Origin of the sequence: Streptomyces sp. ALI-76-A (assembly GCF_030287445.1) — a bacterium.
Classification (GTDB): Bacteria; Actinomycetota; Actinomycetes; order Streptomycetales; family Streptomycetaceae; genus Streptomyces.
Genome location: NZ_JASVWB010000002.1, coordinates 6,641,924 through 6,666,833 on the forward strand (window position 1 = coordinate 6,641,924; position 24,910 = coordinate 6,666,833).

Below are 24,910 nucleotides of genomic sequence, written 5' to 3' on the forward strand. Positions count from 1 at the left end.
CGGCCCGTCCCGGCGCCGGAGCGCGCAGCCGATCAGGACTCACTCCGCGCCATTCAACGACCCACCCCCGGCCCGCTCGCTCAACACCTCTGCTACCCAGTCGAGTTGGCGGCGCACATGTACCGCGTCGCCCCCCTCGTGGCCGTTGTACGGATAGGCGTGGATCTCCCTGCGGGGGTCCGCGCCGGTCAGCTCCCCGTACCGGTTGAAGGCGGCGTACGCCCCGCTCGGCGGGCACACCGTGTCGCGCAGGCCCACCCCGAAGTGGGCCGGGGCCCGCGCGCGCCGGGCGAAGGAGACGCCCTCCAGGTAGGAGAGCGTGCGGTACGCGGCCTGTTCGGCGCCCCGGTGGACGGACAGGTACGCGGTGATCTCGCCGTACGGGGGCGCGTCGGTGAGGTCCAGGGCACGCCGGATCCCGCACAGGAAGGGGGCGGTGACCGCGACCGCCGCGAGGTCCGGGACCAGTCCCGCGACGGCCAGGGCGAGTCCGCCGCCCTGGCTGTTGCCGACGGCGGCGACGCGTTCGGCGTCCACGCCCGGCAGCGCGCGCACGGCGGCCACAGCGCGGACCGCGTCCGTGATCAGGCGTCGGTGGTGGTGGTCCCGCGGGTCGAGCAGGCCACGCACCACGGGGCCCGGACCGCCCGACGCGCCCGCGTGCGGGTCCGGGGTGTCGCCGCCGCAGCCGTACTGGTCGCCCTGCCCCCGGTTGTCCATCAGCAGATGCGCGTACCCGGCGTTCACCCAGGTCAGCCGCTCGTGCGGCAGCCCGCGCCCGCGGCCGTAGCCGGCGTACTCGACGACCGTCGGCAGCGGTTCGGCCGTCCCCGCCGGACGGCTGAACCAGGCCCGCACCGGGTCCCCGGCGAAGCCGCGGAAGGTCGCGTCCCAGGTCCGCGTCAGCCGCAGGCCGGTCACCACCGGCCGCACGGACAGCAACGGGTCGTCCCCGGCGGCCTCCTGGAGTGTGGCGAGCCAGAACGCGTCGAAGTCGGCGGGCTCTTCGAGGTCCGGCCGGTAGTGCTCGAGTTCCTTCGGCGGCAGGTCGAACGCGGGCACGCGGGCACCTCACAGCGTCAACGGGGCGGCTCGGTCCGATCGTTGCGGTCACCGGCCAGAAAGTTCCGATGTCATCGCCCCGATCCCTTCATCTCTTCCACCCTCGCCCAGGCGTGAATCCAGGGCGACGGAGTTGTGTCGCGCCCCGGCATTCCCGTGTGCCGCTCCCATTGACAGCGCTTACTGCTGCCCCTAAGTTGCCGCGAAGTTACCGGTAAGCGCTCGAAAGTTTCGGTTCCGCGTCCCCCCACGGGAGGCCCGAGCATGAGCACCTCCACCACATCGGCCCCACCGCCGGGCACCCAGGACCCGCCGCCGGCCAGAGCCTCACCCCGTCGCCGTCCGCGGACGGCCGCGCGTACCGGCTGGCGGCGGGCGCTGCGCCGGGACTGGCAGCTGTACTCGCTGGCCGTGCTGCCGCTGCTGTTCTTCCTGGTCTTCCGCTACCTGCCGATGGCCGGCAACGTCATCGCCTTCCGGCGCTTCGAGCCCGGCGGTTCGATCTTCGGCGAGCAGTGGGTGGGGCTGCGCTACGTGCGCATGTTCCTCACCGACCCGACCTTCTGGCAGGTGTTCCGCAACACCCTGTGGCTCGGCGGGCTCACCCTGGTCTTCTGCTTCCCGATCCCCATCGTGCTCGCGCTGCTGCTCAACGAGGTGCGCAGGCGCTCCCTGAAGCGGTTCGTGCAGTCGGTGTCGTACCTTCCGCACTTCCTGTCGATCGTGATCGTCGCGGGCATCACCCTGCAGATGCTCGCCACGGACGGCCCCGTCAACCACGTCCTGGGCTGGTTCGGGCACGAGCCGATCCGCTTCATCCAGGAGCCGGAGTGGTTCCGCACGATCTACGTCGGCTCGGAGATCTGGCAGACCGCCGGCTGGGGCACGATCCTCTACCTGACCGCGCTCACCACGATCGACGAGGACCTGTACGAGGCCGCGCGCATCGACGGCGCCAACCGCTGGCAGCAGATCTGGCACGTCACCCTGCCCGGCATCCGCCCCACCATGATCACGCTGCTGATCCTCAACATCGGCACGTTCCTGGCGGTCGGCTTCGAGAAGGTCCTGCTGCTGTACAACCCGCTGACCTACCAGACCGGTGACGTGATCTCCACGTACCTCTACCGGACCGGTGTCGAGTCCAACAGCTTCAGCTACGCCGCCGCGATCGGGCTGTTCGAGGCGGTCATCGGCCTGGTGCTGATCACGACCGCGAACCAGCTGTCGCGCCGCACCGTGGGGACGAGCCTGTGGTGAGCCTGCTGTCGGGGCGCCCCGAGCGCCCGCGTACCTCCGTCGACCAGCCGACCCGCGGCTACCGCGTCTTCCAGGGCGTGAACGGGGTGATCCTGACTCTGGTCGTGCTGGTCACCCTGTACCCCTTCGTCAACATCATCGCCCGCTCGTTCAGCGCCGAGCGCCAGATCCGGGCCGGTGAAGTGACCCTGTGGCCCAAGGGGTTCAACCTCACCACGTACCGGATCGTGCTCGAGGACGCGATGTTCTGGCGGAACTACGGCAACACCGTGCTGTACACGGTGGTCGCCACCGCCGTCGCCATGGTCCTGACGACCTGTTACGCGTACGTCCTGTCGAAGAAGGACCTCAAGGGGCGCGGCGCGCTCGTCGGCATCGCCGTGTTCACCATGTTCTTCACCGGCGGACTGATCCCCCACTACCTCCTGATCACCAACCTGGGCCTGAAGAACAGCGTGTGGGCGATCGCGCTGCCCAACGCGATCAGCGTCTTCAACCTGCTGGTGATGAAGGCCTTCTTCGAGAGCCTGCCGACCGAGCTGGAGGAGGCCGCGCAGATCGACGGCCTGAGCACGTACGGCGTGCTGCTGCGGATCGTGCTGCCGCTGTCCAAGGCGGTCGTCGCGACGATGGTCCTCTTCTACTCGGTGTCCTTCTGGAACTCCTGGTTCGGGGCCTTCCTCTACATGGACCGGACCGAGCTGATGCCGGTCACCGTCTATCTGCGCAACCTCATCTCGGGCGCCACCGGCGGCGGCAACGCGGGCGCCGGCACGGAGCAGCTCAGCCAGGTCGGGGCGAACATCCAGGCGGTCACCATCGTGCTCACCGCGCTGCCGATCCTCTGCGTGTACCCGTTCGTCCAGCGCTACTTCGTCTCGGGCGTGATGCTCGGCGCGGTCAAGGGCTGACCGCCGAGACCGCCGCGAGCCCTCCCTTCGCCTACGGAACAAAGGAGTTCTCCGTGAAGAACGCAGGCCAGACGCACGCGGGCCGCGCCGCCGGGCAGCACGCCGGACGGAACACCGGCCGGCTGTCGCGCCGCCAGATCCTCTCCGCCGCCGGGTTCGCCGGCCTCGCCGCGCTCACCGGCTGCGGCAGCGGTGACGACGGCGGCGACGGCAAGGACCTGTCGAAGAAGCAGAACGGCGCGATGAAGGAGTTCCGGGTCGGCCAGCAGTTCAAGGCCGCCGAGCCGCTGTCCTTCTCGCTCCTGCACAACAACAACCCGGTCTACCCGACGAAGAGCGGCTGGCTGTTCTGGAAGGAGGTCACCCGGCGCACCGGCGTCACCCTGAAGCTCGTCGACGTGCCCCTGGTGGACTACGAGAAGAAGCGCAGCGTGCTGATCGGCGCGGGCGACGCCCCCTTCCTGATCCCCAAGACGTACCACCCCTCGGAGGTCGCCTTCGTGTCCTCCGGCGCGATCCTCCCCGTCAGCGACTACACGCACCTGATGCCCAACTTCCGGGCGAAGGTGAAGAAGTGGAAGCTGGAGCCGGAACTCGACTCCTTCCGCCAGTCCGACGGCAAGTACTACCTGCTGCCGGGCCTGCACGAGAAGGCCAGGTCCGGCTACTCGCTGTCGCTTCGGACGGACGTCCTCGACCGGCTGGGCCTCAGCCTGCCCACCACCTGGGACGAGGTGTACGACGTCCTCGCGGCGCTCAGGGAGGAGTATCCCGACCGCTACCCGCTCTCCGACCGCTGGAGCACCAACACCCCGTACCCGGTGGCCGCCCTGCTCAGCTACCTCGGCCAGGCGCACGGCGTCCGGGCCGGCTGGACGTACGACAACATCAGTTTCGACGCGGACGCCGAGGAGTTCGTGTTCACCGGCGCGTCCGACGGCTACCGCCAGGTGGTCGAGTACCTGAGAAAACTGGTCGCCGACAAGCTGATGGACCCGGAGAGCTTCACCCAGACCGACGACGCGGCGGTGCAGAAGCTGCTGGGCGGGAAGTGCTTCGCGATCAGCGCCAACCCGCAGGAGCTGGTGCAGAACTACCGCTACAACCTGGAGAAGCAGGTCGAGGGAGCGAAGATCGAGATGATCCCGGTCCCGGTCGGACCGGCCGGCCCGGTGGTGCTGGGCGGCGCCCGGCTGGAGAACGGCGTCATGATCTCCAGCGAGGCCCTCAAGAGCGACAGCTTCGTCGCGATGATGCAGTTCGTGGACTGGCTGTGGTACTCGGACGAGGGCCAGAAGCTCTGCAAGTGGGGCGTCGAGGGCGTCACGTACACCCGGCCCGGCGGGCGGTACCGGCTCCGGCCCGGCATCAGCCTGATGGGCTCCGACCCGGACGCCCCCAAGGACCTCCAGAAGGACTACGGCTTCTTCAACGGCGTCTTCACCTACGGCGGCAGCTGGGAGCTGGTGTCCTCCTCGTTCAGCCCCGACGAGCGGAGGTTCCAGGACGCGATGGCCCAGCGGCAGGCGCTGCCCGTCGATCCGGCCCACCCGTTGCAGTCCGTCGAGCAGGAGCAGGCCTCGCTGTGGGACACACCGCTCAGGGACCACGTCACGCAGAACACCCTCAAGTTCGCCCTCGGCAAACGCCCGCTGTCCGAATGGGACGCCTACGTCAGCGAGTTGAAGGCGAAGAACATGGACCGGCTCGTCGACATGCACAACCGGGCCCACGACCGCTTCCAGAAGGAGAACGGGTGATCCGCGTCCCCGCCGAGCCGAGGGGCCGGCTCTCCGGCGCCTGGCGCCACTGCGTCTCCACCGGCCGCCTCGACCTCGCCCTGCGCCGCGACCACCAGGACTCCCTCGCCCTGATCCAGCGCGAGATCGGGTTCCGGCACATCCGGGGGCACCGCCCGCTCAACGACGGCATGGGCGTGTACCGGCCCTACGCGTGGCAGGGCACCCGCCAGGTCCGCCACTCGTTCACCCACGTCGACCAGGTCATCGACGCGTACCAGGAGCTCGTCCTCCGCCCCTCCACCGAACCCGGGGTGACCTCGGTCGAGGACGAGACACCGCCCTGGTGGGACGAGCGCCGGCTCCTCGGCCAGGAGGCCGCGTCATGAGCGCGCCGCAGGCCACCGCGTTCGGCGACGGCCCCCTCTCCCGTGCCGCCGCGCTGATCCACACCCTGGTCACGGTCGAGGCCCTGCTGCTCGCCGCCGCCTCACCGGGCCTGGCCGCCCTGCTGCTCGTCGGGACCGATCCGGCCGACCTCCCGCTGGCCGCCGTGTGCCTGCTGCCCCTCGGCCCGGCCCTGTCCGCCGCCCTCTACGCCCTCCACCACCGCGACCGCGACCTCACCGACCTCCACCCGGCTCGCGCCTACTGGCGCGGCTGGCGCCTCAACGCGCTCCCCGCCCTGAAGCTGTGGACGCCGCTGCTCGCCTGGCTCACCGTGATCGCCTTCACCCTGACCCACTTCCCCGCCACCGGCCTGCCCGCCTGGTGGGCGGCGCTGCTCGCGGGCGTCGGCGCCGGCGCCCTGCTGTGGGGCGCGCACGCGCTGGTGCTCACCTCACTGTTCGCGTTCCGTGCCCGGGACACCGCCCGCCTCGCCGGGTACTTCCTGTTCCGGCACGGCCGCGCCACCCTCGGCGCCGCCTCCGTGTATGTCCTGGCCGCCGCCGGGACCGCCCTGCTGACCGAGGCCCTGCCCGCTCTGCTGGCCGCCCCGCTGCTGCTGTCCCTGCTCCACAGCAGCCGCCCGGTGATCGCCGAGACCCAGGAGGACTTCACCGCATGACCGAGCCGCACACCGGAACCGAGGGCAAGCTCACGCACACCGGAACCGACGGCGGGCTCCCGCCCACCGGAAAGATCGCCTACGGCGGCGACTACAACCCCGAGCAGTGGCCGGAGCCGGTCCGGGACGAGGACCACCGCCTGTTCACCCGGGCCGGCATCGACACCCTCACCGTCGGCGTCTTCGCCTGGTCCCTTACCCAACCCGCCGAGGACACCCACGACTTCACGGTGCTCGACGGTGTCCTGGACCGGGCCGCGGCCGAGGGCCGCCGGGTCTGCCTCGCCACCGGCACCGCCGCCGTCCCGCCCTGGCTCGCGAAGCGGTACCCCGAGGTCAACCGCACCGACTTCGAGGGCCGCCGTCACCGCTACGGCCAGCGCCACCACTTCTGCCCCAGCTCACCGGCCTACCGCCGCCTCGCCACGGACCTGGCGGCACGCCTGGCCGAACGGTACGCGCGGCACCCGGCGCTGCTCGCCTGGCACATCAACAACGAGTACGGCGGCGCCTGTTACTGCGACCTGTGCGCCGAGGCCTTCCGGGACTGGCTGCGGGACCGGTACGCCGGCCTCGACGCCCTCAACGACGCCTGGTGCACCACCTTCTGGTCCCACCGCTACACCGACTTCGGCGAGATCGAGCCGCCGAGCGCTCTCACCGAGCACTGGCGCGGCCCCGACCACACCGCTTTCCAGGGCACGACGCTCGACTACTTCCGCTTCACCACCGACGCCCTGCTCGGCTGCTTCCTCGCCGAGAAGGAGGCGATCCGCGCCCACGACCCGGACACGCCCGTCACCACCAACTTCATGGGCATGTTCCGCCCCCTCGACTACCACCGCTGGGCGCCCCACCTCGACTTCGTCTCCTGGGACAGCTACCCGCCCCTGGACGCCCCGCCCACCTGGCCCGCCCTCGCCCACGACCTGATGCGCGGTCTCAAGGACGGTGCCCCCTTCTGGCTGATGGAACAGACCCCGTCCACCACCGCCTGCCGTGACGTCAACCCGCTCCGGCGTCCCGGCGAACTCCGTCTCGCCACCTTCCAGGCCATCGCCCACGGAGCCGACGCGGCCCTGTACTTCCAGCTGCGCGCCGCACGCGGCGCCTGCGAGAAGTACCACGGGGCGGTCATCGGCCACGCCGGCCGTGACGACACCCGCGTCTTCCGCGAAGTCGCCGGCCTGGGCCGCGAGTTGGAGCTGCTCGGTGACGCGAGCCTCGGCGCCCGCACGCCCGCCCGCACCGCCCTGCTCTTCGACTGGGACAGCTGGTGGGCCCTGGAGATCTCCGACGGCCCCTCCCGCCTCGTCCGCTACCAGGACACCGTCCACACCTACTACCGGGCCGCCCGGGAGGCCGGCGCCGACGTGGACGTCGTCCCGCAGACCGCCGACCTCAGCCCGTACGACGTGGTCCTCGCCCCCGTCCTGCACATGATCAAAGGCGACCTGGCGGACCGCTTGGAAGGGGTGGCGGCGCGGGGCGGCACGGTCCTCGCCACCTTCCTCTCCGGCCGTGTGGACGAGCACGACCGCGCCTTCCTCACCGACGTCCCCGGCCCGCTGGCCCCCCTCATGGGCATCCGCGTCGACGAATGGGACGCCCGCCCGCAGGACGTCGTCCAGCCCGTACGACTGGAGGAGTCGGCCTACCAGGCACGCCTCGTCTTCGAGATCGTGCAGCCGCGCGGCGCCGAACCCGTCGCCACGTACGGAGCCGACTTCTACGCCGGCACCCCGGCCGTGACGCGCCACCGCCACGGCGAGGGCGAGGCCTGGTACGTGGCCACCGCCCTCGACCAGCCAGGCGTCGACGAGGTCGTACGCCGTGTCCTGGCCCGGCACGACCTCCTCGGCCCGTACGCCGGCCGGCCCGGCCTGGAGACCGCCACGCGCGTCACCCCCGACGGCACCCGCCTCTTCTTCCTGCTCAACCACGCCCCCGAGGCGGCCCACCTGACGGTCCACGCCACCGCCACCGACCTGCTGACCGGCAAGCGTGCCGAGCAGGGCGAGCCGCTGACCGTGGACCCGCTCGGCACGGCGATCCTGCGGATCCCGTAGGGGCGCCGCCTCAATGGATGCGCCGCCCCTGTGCGTCGGGCACACCCGACTTGCGGAAGAAGTAGCTGTTGATCTGATCGCGCCACTCACGGGCACCGCGGAGCTGCTCCTCGTACCGCTCCGCGACCCGTGCGTGGCGCGCCGGATCGACGAGGCCGGCGAGCGAGGCCCACACCTCGCGGGCCTCCGCCACCTCCGCCACGCCCTCGAAGTGCGTGTCGTAGATGTGCTGGATCACCGTCTTCCCGCTGTGGAGTACATGGTCGTACGCCATGTGGTGGAAGAACAGCAGCAGCTCGTCCGGGCAGGTGGCCGGCGACTCGTACACCTCGGCCCAGGGCTTGGCGTACTGCGCCGCGTACCCCGTCCCGGTCGCCGCGCTCCGGTCGACACCGACACCGTCCCGGTCGGCGAAGTGGTAGGTGCCCCACGGGCTGTACTCGTAGCCGTCCACGCTCGGCCCGTAGTGGTGCCCCGGCTGCACCATGAACCCGACGCCGAGCGGGGCGGTGTACTTCTCGTACGTCCGCCAGGACCCGTCGAGCACGGCGTGCAGCCCGGCCGTCAGCCGCGCGGGGTCGGCGCTCGCGCCGGGGGTGAAGGTGAGCCGGATCCACTCGTCGAGGACGTCCACCGGATCCGCGTCCGGCCGCCAGGCCAGCCGCCCGAACGTGTACAGGTTGGCCTGCGCGAGAGGATGCCCGGTCCAGAACGGATCGTCGCCGACGTTCGACACCGCCACCAGTCCGCCCGGCGCCGACGCCCCGACCGGCACCCGGCCGTCCGGCCGGAACCGCAGCACCTCGCTCCACATCGGCCCCAGCCAGCACACGTGCCGCTGCTGGCCCGTGTATTCCTGCGTGGCCTGCACCTCCACGGCCAGCCGGGTCCGTTCCATCGCCCCGATCAGCGGCGACACCGGCTCGCGGACCTGGAAGTCCAGCGGTCCGTGCTTCACCTGAAGCACCGCGTTCGGGGCGAACTCCCCGTCCAGCGGCGCGAAGTGGTCGTACGCGGCCCGCGCCCGGTCCGTCGTCCGGTCCCGCCAGTCCTGGCGGTGGTCGTAGACGAAGGCCCGCCAGTGCACGGTCCCGCCGTACGGTTCCAGCGCGGCGGCCAGCAGGTTCGCCCCGTCGGCATGACTGCGGCCGTACGCGAACGGACCGGGCCGGCCCTCCGAGTCGGCCTTCACCACGTACCCGCCGAAGTCCTCGATCTCCTCGTACACCCGCCGGGTCGCCTCGGCCCACCACGCCCGCACCCCCTCGTCGAGCGGATCGGCCGTGGGCAGCCCGCCGAGGACCACCGGCGCGGCGAAGGTGACCGACAGATGCGTGCGGATCCCGTACGGCCGCAACACGTCCGCGAGCGCGGCGACTTCACCGATCCGGTGGGTGAGCAGGTGTGCCTCGGTCTCGTGCACGTTGACGTTGTTCACGGCCACGGCGTTGATTCCGCACGCCGCCAGCAGCCTGCCGTACGCCCGCACCCGGTCGAGATCGCCGCGCGCCCGGCCCTCCGCCCAGAACAGCGACCCGCCGGCGTACCCGCGCTCCACCTGTCCCATGACCGGGTGCACGGCCACGTTGTCCCAGTGGTCCAGCATCCGCAGCGCGAGGACCGGCCGGTGCGCCTCCGGCGGGCGTTCGCCGCGGAAGGCGTCCTCGCCGAGCCGGACGACATGGAAGAAGCCGTACAGCAGTCCGGCCGGTCCGGACGCGGTGACGGTCGTCCGGCCGGACTCGCGCCCATGGGTGAACGCCTCCGAGCCGTCGCCGCCGGTCAGCTCCAGCACGAGGTCGTACGTCGTGCCGGTGCCCGGCTCGGGGGCGCGGTCCACGCGTCCTCCGAACCGGGCACAGGCCTCGGTCACTTCACCGTGCACCGTCTCCACCAGCGGACCTGACCCCAGGATCAGCGTGTGCCGGGTGCCGACCGCCCGGAAGGCGGCGGGCGGCAGCCACGCCGGGTCGACCCCGTCGGGCAGGACGGGCACGGGAAGCGACATGGGACTCCCAACTCCGGTGCTCAGGCGAGCAGTTCGACCTCCGCGACGGTCGCCGTGCCGTCGAGGACCAGGCGGTACCTCTCGTACGTACCCGGCGACCCCACGGTGAACGCCCGGGTCTGCCGGTCCCAGGCGAAGGACTGCCCGGAGCGTTCGTCGAGGGTCTTCCAGGTGCTCCCGTCGGCCGAGCCCTGGAGCTTCCAGCCGGCCGGCGCCTTCGTCCGGTCCGCCGGAGACGTCAGCGTGTACTGCACCGCCCTCGCCTCCTCGGCGACCGGCAGCTCGACCTCGGACACCGAGCCCTCGGTCGCCGACGTGTCGTCGAAGAGGGCACCTTCACCCCTCAGCACGTCCGCCCTCGGCGTCGGCACCTCGTCGTCCCGGGTGATCGACACCGGGGCCGCCTTCTTGCCGGTGCCCCACGAGGAGGGCCTCGGCCCCATGTCGAAGTCCAGCACCCCGCCCTTGGCCAGCAGCGCGTGGGGGAGCGAAGTCGACGTCCACGAGCGCCCGTTGACCTTCAGCCCCTGCACGTACACGTTCTTCGCGCTGTTCTCAGGAGCTCGGACGACGAGGTCCTTCCCGTTCTCCAGATGGACGGTCGCCTTGGTGAACAGCGGTGAGCCGACGGCGTATTCGCCGCTGCCCATCACCAGCGGGTAGAAGCCCAGCGCGGAGAAGAGGAACCAGGCCGACTGCTCGCCGTTGTCCTCGTCGCCGTGGTAGCCCTGCCCGATCTCACTGCCGGTGTAGAGCCGTGACAGCACCTCGCGCACGTTCTTCTGCGCCTTCCAGGGCTGACCGGCGGCGTCGTACATGTAGTTCACGTGGTGCGCGACCTGGTTGGAGTGCCCGTACATGCCCATCCGCACGTCCCGCGCCTCCGTCATCTCGTGGATGACACCGCCGTAGGAGCCGACGAACTCCGGCGAGGCGGTCTCCGGGGTGGCGAAGTACTCGTCGAGCTTCTCCGCCAGCCCGCTCCGGCCGCCGTAGAGGTTGGCCAGGCCCCGGCTGTCCTGCGGGGCGGTGAAGGCGTAGCCCCAGCCGTTGGTCTCGGTGTAGTCGTGGCCCCATACGCGCGGGTCGTACGTCGAGGACTCGACGCGCCAGTCGCCCCCGGCGTCCCGGCCCTGGAAGAACCCGGCCTGCGGGTCGAAGAGGTTCACGTAGTCCTGGGCCCGGTCGAGGAAGTACTCCGACTCCTCGCGGTAACGCTTCTCGCCGGTCTTCCGGTACAGCGCCTGGCCCATCTTCGCGATGCCGTAGTCGTTGAGGTAGCCCTCCAGCGCCCACGACAGGCCCTCGTGCGTGTCGGTGCTCGTGTAGCCGAGGAACGGGGAGGTCGCCATGCCCTTGCGGCCCACCCCGGACGACGGAGGCACGACGGTGGCGTTCTTCACGGCCGCGTCGTACGCCGACTTCGCGTCGAAGTCGACGCCCTTGACGTACGCGTCCGCGAACGCCACGTCCGAGGAGGTGCCCGTCATCAGGTCCGCGTACCCGGGCGAGGACCAGCGCGAGGTCCAGCCGCCGTCCTTGTACTGCTGCACGAACCCGTCCGCCATCTCACCCGCCTGACCGGGCGTCAGCAGCGAGTACGCGGGCCAGGTCGTCCGGTACGTGTCCCAGAAGCCGTTGTTGACGTACACCTTGCCGTCCACGATCTTCGCGCCGGTGTGCGTCGGCGTGTCCGGGCCGGGCATCGGCGAGAACGGGGAGGCGTACTGGTACTTCGAACCGACCTTCTCGAAGCCGGAGTTGGGATACAGGTACAGCCGGTACAGGCTGGAGTACAGCGTGGTCAGCTGGTCCGGCGTGGCACCCTCCACCTCGACCTTGCCGAGGATCCTGTCCCACTGCTTCTGGGCGCGGGACTTCACCTTCTCGAAGGAGGTGCCGTCCGGGATCTCCTGGCGCAGGTTGTCCTTCGCCTGGTCGAGACTGATCAGCGAGGTCGCCAGGCGCAGGGTGACGGTCCGGTCGGCCCCGGCGTCGAACCGCAGGTGCCCCTTGACCCCGCTGGAGGAGCCCTCCGTCACCGGCTTGTCGAACACGCCGTACACGAAGAGCCGGGTGGCACCGGTCGACAGCCCGGACTTCACGTCCGAGTACCCGGTGACGACACCCGCCGCCTTGTCGAGCGTCAGCCCCGCCTGGTCGGTCACGTTGTCGAACAGGACGCTCGCGTCGTCGCCGGGATAGGTGAAGCGCAGGACCGCCGCGTGGTCGGTCGGGGTCATCTCCGCCTTGAGCCCGTTCTCGAACCGCACCCCGTAGTAGTAGGGCCGCGCCGTCTCGTTCTCGTGCCGGAAAGCCAGCTCCCGGGCCTCACGCCCCGCGTCCGGCGTGCCGGACGCGGCCGACGGCATCACCTGGAAGGTCTGCCGGTCACCCATCCACGGGCTCGGCTCGTGGCTCGCGCTGAACGCCTGGACGGTCGGCAGGTTGTCCGCGTTGTTGCCCCGCGCGTAGTCGTACAGCCAGCTCAGCGAGCCCGCGTTGGTCACCGGCGTCCAGAAGTTGAAGCCGTGCGGGACCGCCGTCGCCGGGAAGTTGTTGCCGCGCGAGAAACCACCGCTGGAGTTGGTGCCCCGGGTGGTCAGCGCGTAGTCCGACAGATGGGCCTTCGGCCTCTCCGGCGCGGCCCGCTCGATCGTCACGTCGTCCAGCCAGCCCCGGAACTTCGCCGGGCCCTTCGGGGAGTCGTACGCCACCAGGATCCGGTCGACGGTCTTCCCGGCCGCGACCGACCCGATCCGCGAGGCCACGTGGTTCCACTGGTTGACGTAGAGCACCTTGGCGGCGCCCTGCCCGCGCGGCGACAGCGCGAACCCGTGCTGGTCGGTGGCGCGCAGGTCGCTCAGATACGTGCCGTCGGTGAAGGCCAGGTCGACCGCCACGTTCGTGGCGTCGTAGTCCCGGTCCCCGTCCGCCATCGACGGGAAGACCCGGTACGACAGGCGGGTGTCCCGGCCGACCGCCACGTCCACGTCGAAGACCTTGTTGTACGAGTACGCCCGCCCCTCGGCCGTATGCCGTCCGGCGTACCGCAGTGCCCTCTTTCCGGTGAAACCGGCGCCCGCCTTCGCGGTGGGCGATCCGCTCGGGCCGCGGTCGACCAGCGAGAGCATGTCCGGCGGGACGGGGCCCTCGCCGCCGCCCGTGGAGAACTGGACGTCGGCGAGTTGCAGGATGTCGGCTCCGTTGTTCCGCGTGACCTCCAGCCGGAAGTGCCGGTACTCGGCGGCGGCCTGCTCGGGGATGTCGTACGTCTTCGTCTGGAACCGTTCGGAGAAGGACTCGCCGGAGCGGGTGTCGAGGGTCTTCCACTCCGTCCTGTCGGTGGAGCCCTTGAGGGTCCAGTCCCGCGGGTCGCGCGCGGCGGCGTCGTTCGCCGAGGTGAGCGCGTACCGGACGACCTTGGCCGGCTTGTCCAGGTCGAACTCGGCCCAGCCGGTCGCCGCGAAGGTCAGCCACTTGGTGCTCGGCTCGCCGTCGACGAGGTTCTCCTTCACCTCGCCGCCGCCGGTGTTCTCGGCGCTCGCCCGGACGTCGGTGACCTGGTCGGTCACGTTGCCCGGGATGCCGGTGCTGTAGCCCCCGTCGACGCCCGAGGCCCGCTTGCCGCCGTCCGGTGCCGTGTCGACGGTGCTGAGCCAGTCGGGTGCCGGATCGTCCGCCTCGAACGAGGACGCGAACTCCCGGCCGGCGGCCGCGGGTGCCTCCGGCAGGGCGACCGCGGCGCCCTGGGACCCCACCGCCAGAGCGAAGGCGGTCGCCACGACCACGACCGCCGGACCCCGTCTGTGCCGAGTTCTGTGCTGCTGCATACGCGAGCACTCTCCCTGCGCTACTGCGGACAACGTTGTCAACTTCCTTGCGCAAGGAACAGTTGTGTCTCAAGTGCACAGTGATGTCAAGGGTGTTGACTGCGGCATTCAGGCTCTATGTCGTGGATTTTTCCGGCAAGGCGCCCACAGGTCCCGCATCTTTCCGCGAGGTCTCAACTCGGAAAAGACCGTCGGCCAACCTTGCATTCGATCTTGCTCGGCCGACCAGAAGTGGACTATACCTGTCGACACTTCCCGTGATGCGCACTTCACGGTCCACTTCGTGATCCACACTGATCCACACTTCCTGCACGACCCTGCTTGACCTGACCGCGGTGCCCGGGAGGATCCGGTACACCGCCTGAGTCCTGGAGAAGGCGAGGACTTGAGCATGGGATCCACTTCCGCCGAGAACAACGGCACCGGTGGCGTCGGCCGCCGCGATCTGATCAAGCGGTCCGCCGCGTTGGGCCTGATTTCGGTACCCACGATGAGCTTCCTGTCCGCGTGTGCCAGCGGTGGCGGCGACGACGACTCCGGTGACACCGAGGGCAAGACATCCAAGTCGAACCCGTTCGGTGTGAAGAAGGGCAGCAAACTCGACGTCGTCATCTTCAAGGGCGGCTACGGGGACAACTACGCCAAGGCGTGGGAGGCGAGCTTCCAGAAGAAGTGGGGGGTGGCTTCCACCCACACCGGCACCCAGGAGATCACCGGCAAACTCCAGCCCCGTTTCAACGCCGGCAACCCGCCGGACATCGTCGACGACTCCGGCGCGCAGCAGATCCCGATCGACGTGCTGTACAAGAACGGCCAGCTCCTCGACCTGGCGGAGATCCTGGACTCCCCGTCGATCGACGACCCGGCCAAGAAGGTCCGCGACACGCTCATCCCCGGCACGCTCGACGCGGGCATGCAGGAGAACAAGGTCGTCGCCCTCAACTACATCTACACGGTGTGGGGTCTGTGGTACTCCGGCAAGCTCTTCAAGGAGAAGGGCTGGGAGGAGCCCAAGACCTGGGCCGACTTCCTCGCCATCTGCAAGGACGCCAAGTCCCAGGGCATCGGGGGCCTCGCGCACCAGGGCAAGTACCCGTACTACATCAACGTCGCCATCATGGACCTGATCGCCAAGAAGGGCGGTCTGGACGCCATGAAGGCGATCGACAACCTCGACCCCAAGGCGTTCGTCGGTTCCGAGGCCGCACAGGCCGCCGTCGAGGCGATCTACGAGGTCGTCGAAAAGGGCTATCTGATGCCCGGCACCAACGGCCTGACGCACACGGAGTCCCAGGCCCGCTGGAACCAGTACAAGGCGGTCTTCATCACCAGTGGCTCGTGGCTGGAGAACGAGCAGCTCAAGCAGACACCGTCCGACTTCGACATGAAGTTCCTGCCCATGCCGGTGCTGCCCGACAGCGCGCTGCCCTTCGAGGCGATCCGGGCCGGCTCCGGTGAGCCCTTCATCATTCCCGTCAAGGCCAAGAACCTCCCCGCGGCCAAGGAGTTCATGCGGATGATGCTCTCCAAGGAATGGTCGACGATCTTCGCCAAGGAGGCGAACTCGCTGACCATCCTCGCGGACGGTGTCGACCCGAACGTCCAGCTCAGGCCGGGCACCCAGTCCACGGTCGAGGCGTCCGAGGCGGCCGGGAACAACACCTTCCGCTACCTGTACACCGAGTGGTACAGCGAGATGGGCACCGCGATCGAGAACGCGTCCAACGAATTGATGGCCAAGCGCATTCAGCCCAAGGAATGGCTGAAGCGGGCCCAGGCCGCGGTCGACAAGCAGGCCAAGGACCCGGCCTCGAAGAAGAACCGCCGCGACTGATCTCGCTCGACCGACCGGATTCCGGACCGGAACTCTCCGGTCCGGAACGGGATCCCAGGGGCAGGAACGCCATGCGCAAAGGGCAGTACCGGTTCGTCGCGGGATTTCTCCTCGTTCCCGTGACGCTCTATCTGATCTTCGTGATCTGGCCGTACATCCAGACGTTCGGCTATTCGCTGACCGACTGGAAGGGTCAGTCGCAGACCTTCAAGTTCGTCGGACTGGACAACTACAAGGCGTTGTTCCAGGACGACATCTTCATGGGGGCCATCTGGCACAACATCCTGTTCCTGGTGTTCATCCCCGTGATCACCATTCTGCTCGCCCTGTTCTTCGCCTTCATGCTGAACGCGGGCGGTCGCGGCAGGGCGGGCGGCGTCGCGGGTGTGGCCGGCTCGAAGTACTACAAGGTCGTCTACTTCTTCCCGCAGGTGCTGTCCCTGGCGATCATGGCGGTGCTGTTCGGCGCCGTCTACCGCAGCGACAGCGGCGGCATGCTGAACGGAGTCCTGATCAAGCTCGGGCTGGTCGACGCCGACAGCCCCATCGAATGGCTGAACGAACCGAACATCGTGCTGTGGGCCCTGATCCTGGTGGTCGTCTGGCACGGCGTCGGTTTCTACCTGGTGCTGTTCTCCGCGGCCATGCAGTCCATCCCCAGGGACATCTACGAGGCCGCGCTCATCGACGGCGCGGGCCGCGCCCAGTCCTTCTTCCGCATCACCCTGCCGCTGCTGTGGGACTCCGTGCAGACCGCCTGGGTCTACCTCGGCATCGCGGCGATGGACATGTTCATCCTGGTCTCCACCATGACCTCCGGCGACTACGGCGGCGGTCCCGACCACCACAGCGAGGTCATGGCGACCGTGATGATGCGCAACTTCCTGCTGTACGGCAGGAGCGGCTACGCCTGCGCCATGGGCGTGGTCATGCTGCTCCTGACCCTGCTCGTGTCCGTGGTCATGCTGCGCGCCACCCGTCGCGAGCGCATCGAGTTCTGAGGCGGAGAGACGACGACGATGAGCGCACCCCTGAAGGAATCCGTCCCCGCCGGGGACTCCGTCCCACCCCCGCCGCCGGTCCGCAGGACCCAGGTCCCCCCGGGCGGCCGGCGCGGCGAAGGCGTCGTACTGAACGCCTTCTCGCACGGCTTCCTCGCCCTGTGGGCGGTGCTGATCGTGCTGCCACTGCTGTGGCTGGTGCTCAGTGCCTTCAAGACCGACGCGCAGATCGGAGGGTCGGCCTTCGGCTGGCCGCAGAACTGGTCCCTGGACGTCTTCTCCCGCGCCTGGGACATGGGGATCGGTGACTACTTCCTCAACACCGTCATCGTGCTGGTCTTCTCGGTGCCGCTGACGATGCTGTTCGGCTCGATGGCCGCGTACGTACTGGCCCGCTACCAGTTCTGGGGCAACCGCCTGCTGTACTACTTCTTCGTCGCGGGCGCGATGTTCCCGGTCTTCCTGGCCCTCGTCCCGCTGTTCTTCATGGTCAAGCGGCTGGACATGCTCAACACCTATCAGGGCCTGATCCTGGTGTACGTCGCCTACTCGATGCCGTTCACGGTGTTCTTCATGCACGCCTTCTTCCGGACCCTGCCCTCGGCGGTCTTCGAGGCGGCCATCCTGGACGGTGCCTCGCACACCCGGACCTTCTTCCAGGTGATGTTGCCGATGGCGAAGCCCGGCCTGCTCAGCGTCGGCATCTTCAACACGCTCGGCCAGTGGAACCAGTTCATCCTGCCGACGGTGCTGATGCAGCCGCAGAGCGGCGACGATCCCGAGCGCTATGTCCTCACCCAGGGGCTCATCCAGCTCCAGCAGCAGCAGGGGTACGCCTCCGACCTGCCGGTGCTCTTCGCGGGCGTGACTATCGCCATGATCCCGATGCTGGTCGTGTACCTGTCCTTCCAGCGCCAGGTGCAGGCCGGCCTGACCTCGGCGACCCTGAAGTAACGCTGCGGAACCCCGCGCGCACACGCCGCTCCCGGGCCCGGGAGCGGCGTCCGTGTTTGTGTACATGAACCCGGATGCGGTTCAACCTCTTGACGGGAGGCAACCCGAACGGCTCAGCTTAGAGTTCACTAGTTGGACATAGACGGGGCCTCATTGAAGCGGTCCCGTGCGCAGGAGGTCGTCGTGGAGACTCCGGGGTCGCAGTCGTCGCTGCACCGAGCCAACCTGGAGCGGGTCGTACGAGCCGTACGGCTGGCTGGTTCGCTCACGCAAGCGGAGATCGCGCGGACGACGGGCCTGTCCGCGGCGACCGTCTCCAACATCGTGCGCGAACTCAAGGACGGCGGAACGGTCGAGGTCACGCCCACCTCGGCGGGAGGCCGCCGGGCCCGCAGCGTCTCGCTGAGCGGGGACGCCGGCATCGTCATCGGTGTCGACTTCGGGCACACGCATCTGCGGGTCGCGATCGGAAACCTCGCCCACCAGGTGCTGGCCGAGGAGGCCGAGCCGCTCGACGTGGACGCCTCCTCGTCGCAGGGTTTCGACCGGGCGGAACAGCTGGTCAGCCGCCTGGTCGAGGCCACCGGGGTGGACGCCACCAAGATCGCGGGGGTGGGTCTCGGCGTCCCCGGCCCGATCGACGTGGAGTCCGGCACCCTCGGCTCGACCGCCATCCTGCCCGGCTGGACCGGCACCCGGCCCGCCGAGGAGCTGCGGGGGCGGCTCGGCGTGCCGGTGCACGTGGACAACGACGCCAACCTCGGCGCCCTGGGTGAGCTGGTCTGGGGCAGCGGCCGGGGGGTGCGCGACCTGGCGTACATCAAGGTGGCCAGCGGTGTCGGCGCGGGCCTGGTGATCAACGGGAAGATCTATCGCGGACCCGGGGGCACTGCGGGAGAAATCGGGCATATTACACTGGACGAGTCCGGCCCCGTCTGCCGGTGCGGAAACCGGGGCTGCCTGGAGACCTTCGCGGCCGCGCGCTATGTGCTGCCACTGCTCCAGTCCAGCCACGGCACGGATCTGACGATGGAAGGCGTCGTACGGCTGGCGCGGGACGGAGACCCTGGCTGCCGTCGGGTGATCGCCGACGTCGGCCGCCACATCGGCAGTGGAGTCGCCAACCTCTGCAACCTTCTGAACCCGAGCCGAGTGGTCCTGGGCGGTGATCTCGCCGAGGCCGGTGAGCTGGTGCTCGGGCCGATCAGGGAGTCCGTCGGCCGCTACGCGATCCCCAGTGCGGCACGTCAGCTCTCCGTTCTCCCGGGGGCACTTGGTGGCCGTGCGGAGGTACTCGGAGCACTCGCTCTCGCGCTCAGTGAGATGGGTGATTCGACCCTTTTGGATGGCACGCTGCACGCGGCTACGCCTGCCTTCACTTAGAGAACGGATGGCACCGTTGCCAACCCGTTAAGGATTTACTTCTTGACGTCGCACGCGTGGCCGAGTTGACTTCCAGCCACCTCGGCCGCAACGACGCGGCCTCGTCAGGGAGGTTTCTGAAGTGAACACGCGTATGCGTCGTGCCGCCGTTGCTGTCGCCGCAGGTGCGATGGCCGTCTCGCTGGCCGCCTGTGGCAGCGCCAAGGAGTCCGGCGGTGGCGACTCCGCCTCGTCCGCCCCCGCCAAGGGCGACGACATCAAGGTCGGCCTGCTGCTGCCGGAGAACCAGACCGCGCGGTACGAGAAGTTCGACAAGCCCTTGATCGAGAAGAAGGTCAAGGAACTCACGAACGGCAAGGGCGAGGTCGTCTACGCCAACGCCAAGCAGGACGCCAGCACGCAGAACCAGCAGGTCGACACGATGGTGACCAACAAGGTCGACGTGCTGATCGTGGACGCGGTGGACTCCAAGGCCATCGCCGGCTCGGTCAAGAAGGCCAAGGACGCCGGCATCCCGGTCGTCGCCTACGACCGTCTGGCCGAGGGCCCGATCGACGCCTACACCTCGTTCGACAACGAGACCGTCGGCAAGACCCAGGGCGAGGCCCTCCTCAAGGCCCTGGGCTCCAAGGCCAAGGACGGCCAGATCGTCATGATGAACGGGTCCTCCACCGACCCGAACGCCGCCCAGTTCAAGTCGGGCGCCCACTCCGTCCTCGACGGCAAGGTGAACATCGGCCGCGAGTACGACACCAAGGAGTGGAAGCCGGAGAACGCCAACGCCAACATGGAGGGCGCCATCTCCGCCCTCGGCAAGGACAAGATCGTCGGCGTCTACTCCGCCAACGACGGCATGGCGGGCGGCATCATCACCGCGCTGAAGGCCGCGGGCATCGACGACATCCCGGTCACCGGCCAGGACGCCGAGCTGGCGGGTGTGCAGCGCATCGTCACCGGTGAGCAGTACATGAGCGTCTACAAGCCCTACCCGCAGGAGGCCGACGTCGCCGCCGAGATGGCGGTCGCGCTCGCCCAGGGCAAGTCGCTCGACTCCCTCGCCAAGGACAAGGTCGACAGCCCCACCACCAACGGGATCCCCTCCGTCCTCGTCCCGGTCGTCTCGCTGACCAAGGACAACATCAACGACACGGTCATCAAGGACGGCATCTACACCGTCAACGAGATCTGCGCCGGCAAGTACAAGGCCGCCTGCGACGAGATCGGTCTGAAGTAAGTCACCGCAGGCCCCTATCCGCGTACGGGGATTCGTCCTTGAATTCCCGTACGGGACTTGCGTACTGAGCCCCTCCGGTGCCCCGCGTCCATCAGCCCCGCAAAGCTAGGCGGGGCGCCGGAGGGAACACCCCTCCACACCTTTCTGCACAACCTCCCGCCGGGTCAGGCGGCGAAGGAGATGGTTCACTTGTCCGCTACGCCTGTTCTGGCGTTGCGCGGGGTCTCCAAGCGATTCGGTGCCGTCCAGGCGCTCACCGATGTAGAGCTTGAGGTCCACGCCGGTGAAGTGGTCGCCCTGGTGGGCGACAACGGCGCCGGAAAGTCCACGCTGGTCAAGACGATCGCCGGCGTGCACCCCATCGATGAGGGCGCAATCGAATGGGACGGCAGGGCCGTCCAGATCAACCGGCCGCACGACGCCCAGAACCTGGGCATCGCGACCGTCTACCAGGACCTCGCGCTGTGCGACAACATCGACGTCGTCGGCAACCTCTACCTGGGCCGTGAGCTGAAGAAGCGCGGCATCCTGGACGAGGTCGAGATGGAGCGCCGCTCGCGCGAGCTGCTGGACACGCTCTCCATCCGCATCCCGAGCGTCCGCATCCCGATCGCCTCCCTCTCCGGCGGTCAGCGCCAGACGGTGGCGATCGCCCGTTCGATGCTGGGGGAGCCCAAGCTCGTCATCCTCGACGAGCCCACCGCGGCCCTCGGTGTCGAGCAGACCGCCCAGGTGCTCGACCTGGTCGAACGGCTGCGCGAGCGCGGCCACGCGGTGATCCTCATCAGCCACAACATGGCTGACGTGAAAGCCGTGGCCGACAAGGTCGCCGTCCTGCGCCTCGGGCGCAACAACGGCGTCTTCGAGGTCAAGTCGACCTCCCAGGAAGAGATCATCTCCGCCATCACGGGCGCCACGGAGAACGCCGTGACCCGTCGTGCGGCGCGCAGCAATGGGGAGGCTCAGAAGTGAGCATCGACAAGACCTCCACGACCCCCGACGACCATGTGGTGGCGAACCCCGAGGCGGCCGCCGCGGCGGTCACCGCCGTCGACCCCCGGCTGCTGGTCCGCGAGCAGGGCCTCGCGGGCTACGTCTCCGAGTTCAAGCGCAAGATCAAGTCCGGTGACCTGGGTTCCATCCCGGTCGTCATCGGCCTGGTCGTCATCTGGGCGATCTTCGCGAGCCTGAACTCGAACTTCCTCACCGCCGGCAACCTCTCCGACATCTCCGTGGCCATGGTCGGCACGGGCATGATCGCCGTCGGCATCGTCTTCGTGCTGCTGCTCGGCGAGATCGACCTGTCGGTCGGCTCGGTCAGCGGTGTCGCGGGCGCCTCGTTCGCCGTGTTGAACGTCACCAACGGCATGAACGAGTGGCTGGCCTTCGTCCTGGCCATCCTCACCGGCACGGTGGCGGGCGCGATCCACGGCTTCGTCTTCGCCAAGATCGGTGTGCCGGCCTTCGCCGTCACCCTGGCGGGTCTGCTGTTCTGGAACGGCTTCATGCTCCAGATCCTCGGCGACAACGGCACCATCAACCTGGACAGCGAAGGCGTCGTCGCCAAGCTGACCAGCTACTACTTCACCGATGTGGCCGCCGCCTACGCGCTCGCGATCGTCGCGACCGCGGCCTTCTTCCTCTCCTCGTTCCTCGACAACCGTCGCCGCGAGGCCGCGGGCGTGCCGTCCCGGCCGCTCGCGGAAACCATTTTGCGCACGGGGCTGCTGGCCGTCGCCGCGTTCGCCGTGGCGATCACCTACAACCAGTACAAGGGCCTGCCCCTGGCCGTGGTGATCTTCATCGCGGTGCTCATCCTCACGGACTTCGTGCTGCGCCGGACCTCGTACGGCCGCAAGGTGTTCGCGCTCGGCGGCAGCGTCGAGGCCTCCCGGCGTGCCGGTATCAACGTGGAGATGGTGCGGATCTCGGTCTTCGCGATCTCCGGTACCTTCGCCGCGATCGGCGGTCTGTTCATCGCCTCGAAGATCGCCTCCGCCAACCAGGGCGCCGGCGCCGGTGACCTGCTGATGAACGCGATCGCCGCCGCGGTGATCGGCGGTACGTCGCTGTTCGGCGGTCGCGGGCGCACCTGGAACGCGCTCCTCGGCGTGCTGGTCATCGTCTCGATCCAGTACGGCCTGGCGCTGGAGGGCATCGCCTCTCCGGTCCAGTACATGATCACCGGTGGTGTGCTGCTGGCGACGGTCGTGATCGACGCGGTGACGCGCAAGACGCAGAAGACGGCGGGCCGCGCGTAGGACGCGGTACGGCGACCGCGGGTCGGCGGACCCGCGGTCGACCCGCCCCGCCCCTTCGGGGACGCTCCCGTGCCCGGCACCTCGGTGAGGTGCCGGGCACCGGTGCGTCGTAGCAGCGGCGCATGTGTCGTAGGGGCGGCACAAGCGGGGTACAGCCGATCGCGTGACGTATCCCGCACCGCCCCGGCGTCGGCCGCGAAGGCGGAACATTAGACTCGACAAGCCCGGCAACAGCTCTACTGCAAGGAGGCACGGGTGCCGCTGCTGACCCGTATCAGGGGACCGCGCGATCTGGACCGGCTCAGCCTGGAGGAGCTGGACCAGCTGGCCGAGGAAATCCGGAACTTCCTCGTCGCAGCCGTCTCCAAGACCGGCGGCCACCTGGGCCCCAACCTCGGTGTGGTCGAGCTCACCATCGCCCTGCACCGGGTGTTCGAGTCGCCCAAGGACAAGGTGCTCTGGGACACCGGCCACCAGTCCTACGTCCACAAGCTGCTCACCGGCCGCCAGGACTTCTCCAGGCTGAAGATGAAGGGCGGCCTGTCCGGCTACCCCTCGCAGGCGGAGTCCGAGCACGACGTCATCGAGAACAGCCACGCCTCCACGGTCCTCGGCTGGGCCGACGGCCTCGCCAAGGCGAACCAGATCCTCGAACGCGACGACCACGTGGTCGCCGTGATCGGCGACGGGGCGCTGACCGGCGGCATGGCGTGGGAGGCCCTCAACAACATCGCCGACGCCAAGGACCGCCCGCTGGTCATCGTCGTCAACGACAACGAGCGGTCGTACGCGCCCACCATCGGCGGCCTCGCCAACCACCTCGCGACCCTGCGCACCACCGACGGCTACGAGCGCTTCCTGGCCCGCGGCAAGGACCTGCTGGAGCGCACCCCGGTCGTCGGCAGGCCCCTCTACGAGACCCTGCACGGCGCGAAGAAGGGCCTCAAGGACTTCATCGCCCCGCAGGGCATGTTCGAGGACCTCGGCCTGAAGTACGTCGGCCCCATCGACGGCCACGACATCGAGGCCCTGGAGTCGGCGCTCGCCCGGGCCAAGCGCTTCGGCGGCCCGGTGATCGTGCACTGCCTCACCGAGAAGGGCCGCGGCTACCAGCCCGCCCTCCAGGACGAGGCCGACCGCTTCCACGGCATCGGCCCCATCCACCCCGACACGGGCCTGCCGATCAAGGCGTCGGGCGCCGACTGGACGTCCGTCTTCGGCGACGAGATGGTCCGGCTCGGCCAGGAACGCGAGGACATCGTCGCGATCACGGCGGCGATGCTCCAGCCGGTCGGCCTGAAGAAGTTCGCGGACACCTTCCCCCACCGCATCTACGACGTCGGTATCGCCGAGCAGCACGGCGCCGTCTCCGCGGCGGGCCTGGCCGCGGGCGGTCTGCACCCGGTCTTCGCGGTGTACGCCACCTTCCTCAACCGCGCCTTCGACCAGGTCCTCATGGATGTCGCCCTGCACAGGTGCGGGGTGACGTTCGTCCTGGACCGGGCCGGCGTCACCGGCACCGACGGCGCCTCCCACAACGGCATGTGGGACATGTCGATCCTCCAGGTGGTGCCGGGCCTGCGGCTGGCCGCCCCGCGCGACGCCGACCAGGTCCGCGCCCAGCTGCGGGAGGCCGTCGCCGTCGACGACGCGCCGACCGTGGTCCGCTTCTCCAAGGGCGCCGTCGGCCCCGCCGTCCCCGCCGTGGGACGCGTCGGCGGGATGGACGTGCTGCGCGAGCCGGGCACCGACGCCCCCGACGTGCTCCTCGTCTCCGTGGGCGCCCTCGCGCCGATGTGCCTGGAGATCGCGGACCTGCTCGACCGGCAGGGCATCTCCACCACCGTCGTCGATCCGCGCTGGGTCAAACCCGTCGACGAGGCCATGGCCCCGCTCGCGGAGCGCCACCGGGTGGTCGTCACCGTCGAGGACAACTCCCGCGTCGGCGGCGTCGGTTCCACGATCGCGCAGGCCCTGCGCGACGCGGGCGTCGACGTCCCGCTGCGCGACTTCGGCATCCCGCCGCGCTTCCTCGACCACGCCTCCCGCGCCGAGGTCATGGCGGAGATCGGGCTGACCGCGCCCGACATCGCCCGCCAGGTCACCGGACTGGTCTCCCGGCTGGACGGCAGGTACGGCAGCACGGCGGCCGAGGTCGGCTCGGTGGAGCCCGCCCGCGACTGACGCCTCCGCGGCTGCGCCGAATGGGCCGGGCGCACCACTCTTCGCAGTGGTGCGCCCGGCCCATTCGCGTGAATCCGCCCGCGCCGGGGCATACGCACTACGCCCCCT

At 69.3% G+C, this 24,910-nt stretch carries 17 protein-coding genes; 14 read left to right on the plus strand and 3 right to left on the minus strand.

The window, feature by feature from the left end; translation table 11 throughout:
• Positions 1–39: 39 nt before the first annotated feature.
• The gene (locus QQS16_RS30600; RefSeq protein ID WP_286065279.1) at positions 40–1,062 is read right to left on the minus strand and encodes an acetylxylan esterase; all 1,023 of its coding nucleotides are present in this window, start codon (positions 1,060–1,062) and stop codon (positions 40–42) included.
• Positions 1,063–1,326: 264 nt separating this feature from the next.
• On the opposite strand from QQS16_RS30600, the gene QQS16_RS30605 reads away from it, so the two are divergent.
• The 6 genes from QQS16_RS30605 to QQS16_RS30630 all read left to right on the plus strand — a co-directional run bounded on the left by QQS16_RS30605 (position 1,327) and on the right by QQS16_RS30630 (position 8,110).
• Positions 1,327–2,322 carry an ABC transporter permease gene (locus tag QQS16_RS30605; protein WP_286065280.1) on the plus strand — a complete coding sequence of 332 codons (996 nt, stop codon included), beginning with the start codon at positions 1,327–1,329 and terminating at the stop codon, positions 2,320–2,322.
• Positions 2,316–3,233, plus strand: coding sequence for a carbohydrate ABC transporter permease (locus QQS16_RS30610; RefSeq protein ID WP_286065281.1), 918 nt, complete (start codon positions 2,316–2,318; stop codon positions 3,231–3,233). Before QQS16_RS30605 ends, QQS16_RS30610 begins: the two co-directional genes overlap by 7 nt.
• Positions 3,234–3,355: 122 nt before the next feature.
• A complete protein-coding gene (locus QQS16_RS30615; RefSeq protein ID WP_286066509.1) occupies positions 3,356–4,993 on the plus strand; it encodes an ABC transporter substrate-binding protein in 1,638 nt (545 codons plus the stop codon).
• Entirely contained in the window at positions 4,990–5,361 is a 372-nt protein-coding gene (locus QQS16_RS30620; RefSeq protein WP_353479699.1) for a GH39 family glycosyl hydrolase, read from the plus strand. The genes QQS16_RS30615 and QQS16_RS30620 overlap by 4 nt, the downstream gene beginning before the upstream one ends.
• The gene (locus QQS16_RS30625; protein WP_286065282.1) at positions 5,358–6,041 is read left to right on the plus strand and encodes a YesL family protein; all 684 of its coding nucleotides are present in this window, start codon (positions 5,358–5,360) and stop codon (positions 6,039–6,041) included. The genes QQS16_RS30620 and QQS16_RS30625 overlap by 4 nt, the downstream gene beginning before the upstream one ends.
• Complete coding sequence (locus tag QQS16_RS30630; protein ID WP_286065283.1) at positions 6,038–8,110, plus strand: beta-galactosidase; 2,073 nt, start codon at positions 6,038–6,040, stop codon at positions 8,108–8,110. Before QQS16_RS30625 ends, QQS16_RS30630 begins: the two co-directional genes overlap by 4 nt.
• Before the next feature lie 10 nt (positions 8,111–8,120).
• On the opposite strand, the gene QQS16_RS30635 is transcribed toward QQS16_RS30630, so the two are convergent.
• On the minus strand, positions 8,121–10,118 hold the full coding sequence (locus QQS16_RS30635) for an alpha-glucuronidase (RefSeq protein WP_286065284.1): 1,998 nt from the start codon (positions 10,116–10,118) through the stop codon (positions 8,121–8,123).
• Between the two features lie 20 nt (positions 10,119–10,138).
• Positions 10,139–13,951, minus strand: a complete 3,813-nt coding sequence (locus QQS16_RS30640) for a GH92 family glycosyl hydrolase (RefSeq protein WP_286065285.1) — start codon at positions 13,949–13,951, stop codon at positions 10,139–10,141.
• 391 nt (positions 13,952–14,342) lie between these two features.
• Between QQS16_RS30640 and ngcE the strand changes: the two genes are divergently transcribed.
• From ngcE to dxs, 8 genes are all read left to right on the plus strand, one after another.
• A complete protein-coding gene (ngcE, locus tag QQS16_RS30645) occupies positions 14,343–15,785 on the plus strand; it encodes an N-acetylglucosamine/diacetylchitobiose ABC transporter substrate-binding protein (RefSeq protein ID WP_286065286.1) in 1,443 nt (480 codons plus the stop codon).
• 71 nt (positions 15,786–15,856) lie between these two features.
• Positions 15,857–16,786, plus strand: a complete 930-nt coding sequence (locus QQS16_RS30650) for a carbohydrate ABC transporter permease (RefSeq protein WP_286065287.1) — start codon at positions 15,857–15,859, stop codon at positions 16,784–16,786.
• 18 nt (positions 16,787–16,804) lie between these two features.
• A complete protein-coding gene (locus QQS16_RS30655) occupies positions 16,805–17,740 on the plus strand; it encodes a carbohydrate ABC transporter permease (RefSeq protein WP_286065288.1) in 936 nt (311 codons plus the stop codon).
• 183 nt (positions 17,741–17,923) lie between these two features.
• Positions 17,924–19,123, plus strand: coding sequence for an ROK family transcriptional regulator (locus QQS16_RS30660; RefSeq protein WP_286065289.1), 1,200 nt, complete (start codon positions 17,924–17,926; stop codon positions 19,121–19,123).
• 133 nt (positions 19,124–19,256) lie between these two features.
• Entirely contained in the window at positions 19,257–20,357 is a 1,101-nt protein-coding gene (locus tag QQS16_RS30665; RefSeq protein ID WP_286066510.1) for an ABC transporter substrate-binding protein, read from the plus strand.
• A gap of 180 nt (positions 20,358–20,537) precedes the next feature.
• Positions 20,538–21,329 (plus strand): ATP-binding cassette domain-containing protein, encoded by a 792-nt coding sequence (locus QQS16_RS30670; protein ID WP_286065290.1) that lies wholly within the window; start codon positions 20,538–20,540, stop codon positions 21,327–21,329.
• Complete coding sequence (locus tag QQS16_RS30675) at positions 21,326–22,618, plus strand: sugar ABC transporter permease (RefSeq protein ID WP_286065291.1); 1,293 nt, start codon at positions 21,326–21,328, stop codon at positions 22,616–22,618. Before QQS16_RS30670 ends, QQS16_RS30675 begins: the two co-directional genes overlap by 4 nt.
• A 255-nt stretch (positions 22,619–22,873) precedes the next feature.
• Positions 22,874–24,802 (plus strand): 1-deoxy-D-xylulose-5-phosphate synthase, encoded by a 1,929-nt coding sequence (gene dxs / locus QQS16_RS30680; protein WP_286065292.1) that lies wholly within the window; start codon positions 22,874–22,876, stop codon positions 24,800–24,802.
• The last annotated feature ends 108 nt before the right edge of the window (positions 24,803–24,910 follow it).